The 2,901-nt window shown below is 73.1% G+C and carries 2 protein-coding genes; both read right to left on the bottom strand.

Going from position 1 to position 2,901, the window contains the following annotated elements; all coding sequences use genetic code 11:
- Window positions 1–1,668, bottom strand: a 1,668-nt coding sequence (locus ACYVJ4_RS18540) for a M4 family metallopeptidase (RefSeq protein ID WP_460461526.1), incomplete at its 3' end; no start/stop codon positions are given.
- A gap of 294 nt (window positions 1,669–1,962) precedes the next feature.
- Window positions 1,963–2,901, bottom strand: a 939-nt coding sequence (locus ACYVJ4_RS18535) for a DUF5667 domain-containing protein (protein ID WP_460461525.1), incomplete at its 5' end; no start/stop codon positions are given.

Raw genomic sequence — 2,901 nt, 5'->3', positions numbered from 1 at the left:
GCCGGAGGTGCCGGTCCAGCTCACCGCACCGGACTCGAAGCCGGGGTTCTGCAGCAGGTTGGTGCCGCCGCCCCCGCCGCCGCCACCACCGGTGCAGGTGGCCGTGCCGGCCGGGACGGACAGCGCGTCCCAGACCTTCGCGACCGCGGTGCACTGGGTGCTGCTGGCGCCGTACAGGTCGATGGCCGCCTTGATGGTGCTGTTGCGGGCCATCGGGTAGGTCTCGGTCGAGACCATGTACGTGGTGAGCGCGCGGTACCAGACCTTCTCGGCGGCGGCGCGGCCGATGCCGGTCACGGTCGAGCCGTTGCAGGTCGGGCTGTTGTACGAGACGCCGTTGATCGTCTTGGCGCCCGAGCCCTCCGAGGCGAGGTAGAACCAGTGGTTGCCGACGCCGCTCGAGTAGTGCGGGTCGAGGTTCTTGGTGGAGGTCGACCAGCAGTCGACGCTGCCGCCGTCCTTGCTCGGCTTGTCCATGTAGCGCAGCGGCGTGCCGTTGCCGTTGATGTTGATCTTCTCGCCGATGAGGTAGTCGCCGACGTCCGTCGCGTTATTCTCGTAGAACTCCACGGCGGTGCCGAAGATGTCGCTCGTCGCCTCGTTCAGGCCACCGGCGTCACCGGTGTAGTCGAGCCCGGCGGTGTTCTCGGTGACGCCGTGGCTCATCTCGTGGCCCGCGACGTCGATCTCGACGAGCGGGTGCGTGTTGCCCGAGCCGTCGCCGTAGGTCATCTGCGTGCCGTCCCAGAACGCGTTGACGTACGCGTTGCCGTAGTGGACGCGCGAGCGGACACCCGTGCCGTTGTTGAAGATGCCGTTCCGCGCGTGGACGTTCTTGTAGTAGTCCCACGTCGCGGCCGCGCCGTAGTGGGCGTCCGCGGCGGCCGACGCGCGGTCGCTGGCGGCGTTGTTGCCCCACACGTTGTCGGTGTCGGTGAACGTCGTGCCGTTGCCGGACGTCGCGCCCTTGAGGTCGGTGGTGGTGCCGTTGCCGCGAGCGCCGTCGACCATGGTGTAGCTGGAGCCGCTGCCGCTCGTGGTGATCGACACGTTGCCGGAGTAGATCGTCTTGCCGGTGCCCTCGGCGGTCTCGATCTCGTCGTAGGACGCGAGCGCCTTGCCGGTCCTGGCGTCGACGTAGGTGTGCAGACGGGTGGGCGTCTGGTCGGCCTTGACGCCCTCGGTGACCACGTCGTAGGCTAGGCGCGGGGTGGCGCCGGCCGCGTAGACGACGAGCTCGGACGTCGAGGACTCGCCCTTGGCCTTGGCCAGGGACTGCCCGGTGCTGCGCGCGGAGGACGCGGCGACGGCGGGGGTCGTGGAGGCCACGGCCACCTTGCCCGAGCCGGCCTTGTCGACGCCCTTGAGCGCACCGGCCTTCGTCTCGTGGACGACGAGGTCGCCGCCCACCACGCGCAGGCCGTCGAACGTGCGGGTGTAGCGCACGTGCGTCGTCCCGTCGGCGTCGGTGATCGCGTCCTTGACCGTGAGCTGCTCGCCGGAGCCGAGGCCCAGGCTCTTCGCGACGGCGGGCGCCTGCTGCTGCTCGCTGCGGATCAGCGACGCCCGGGCTGCTGCCAGGCCGGGGTTGCCGGCCTGCGTGGCCGCGCTCGCGCCGATCGGCGCGGCCGCGACACCAGCGGCGGCCAGCGCGGCCACCGCTCCCATCGTGGTCACTCTCTTCAACTCAGCACTCCTGTCTGCTCGGCCCGCCCGCTCGTGCGGGAGGACCTGTTCGGACGTACCGGAGTCCGGGCTCGGACGAAGGGCTGCAGGGCGTGTCGACCGGCTGCCCCCGAGGTGGACGGCCAGACTGTGACCGCTGCCCCGGATCGCGCACAAGCCTTGACAGCGTGGTCCGTTTTGTGCGGTATAAGACTTTTGACTGTCCCTTGACCAAGAAATGGACGAGCCCAGGTCACCGGGTCAGGAGCCGGTGGTCGCGCGGTGGTGCTGCGGTGGTCAGCCGCCGACGCAGAGGCCGCCCAGGCCGACGACGCAGCCGGACGTCGAGACGCTCGCGGTGATCGGGCCGAGCGTCGCCTCGACCGGCGGGATCGTCAGCGTGGGCTGACCGCCGCCGGGGGGCGTCGTGACGCCGACGCCGGGCACGGTGACGCCCACGCCGGGCACCGACACCGTGACGCCGGGCACCGAGGCCTTCGGCGTGCTGGTGGCGCCGGGCAGGCCGCCGCCGGGGGCCTGGGTGGCCGCGGTCGACGGCACGCTCACCGAGGGCTTCGACGTCGCGCGCGGCCCGGCCACCGACCCGCCGCCCGTGGGGGCGGTCGAGGGTGCGCCGCCACCGCTCGCGGTCTGCCCGAGCTGCTGCTCGAGGTCGTTCCGGACGTCGGCGCACGGGCTGCCGCACGCGAGCGCCTGCTGCCACACGACGGTGTCGCCGGACTGCAGCAGCTCGAGCAGGCGGCGCAGCTCGGGACCGGACGCCGTGGGCATGAGCGGCGCGAGCGCCTTGAGCCGGCCCTGCGCCTGGGCGCTGGCGTCGGCGAGGGCCTGGAGCGCCTCGGGGTCGGCGTGGCCGCCGTCCCCGGCGAGCAGCACCCGCTGGGCGTCGGAGAGGTCGTCGGCCGCCTGGGTCAGCGCGACGTCGACGTCGGCCGAGCGCGGGTCGCCGGCGGCGACGAGCGCGTCGACCTCGTCGAGGCGGTGGTCGACCTGGGCCAGCAGCGCGCGGCCGCGGGCGACGTCATTGCCGGCCAGGCGCACCTGGGCCTGGCCGATGCCGAGCTTGACGTCGTAGAGCCGGTCGCCCGGCAGGGCGCGGCTGCTGAGGCCGCCGACCAGCACCGCCAGGCCGAGCACGCCGGCGGCGAGGCCGGGCACCAGGCCGCGCGGCAGGCGCAGCACCAGCTCGCGCCGCGGCCCGGGGGCCGGGCGGCG

This window comes from Angustibacter peucedani (assembly GCF_054779595.1).
Note: the sequence above shows the minus strand (reverse complement) of the source record. Positions and strands in the feature narration are given on the sequence as shown.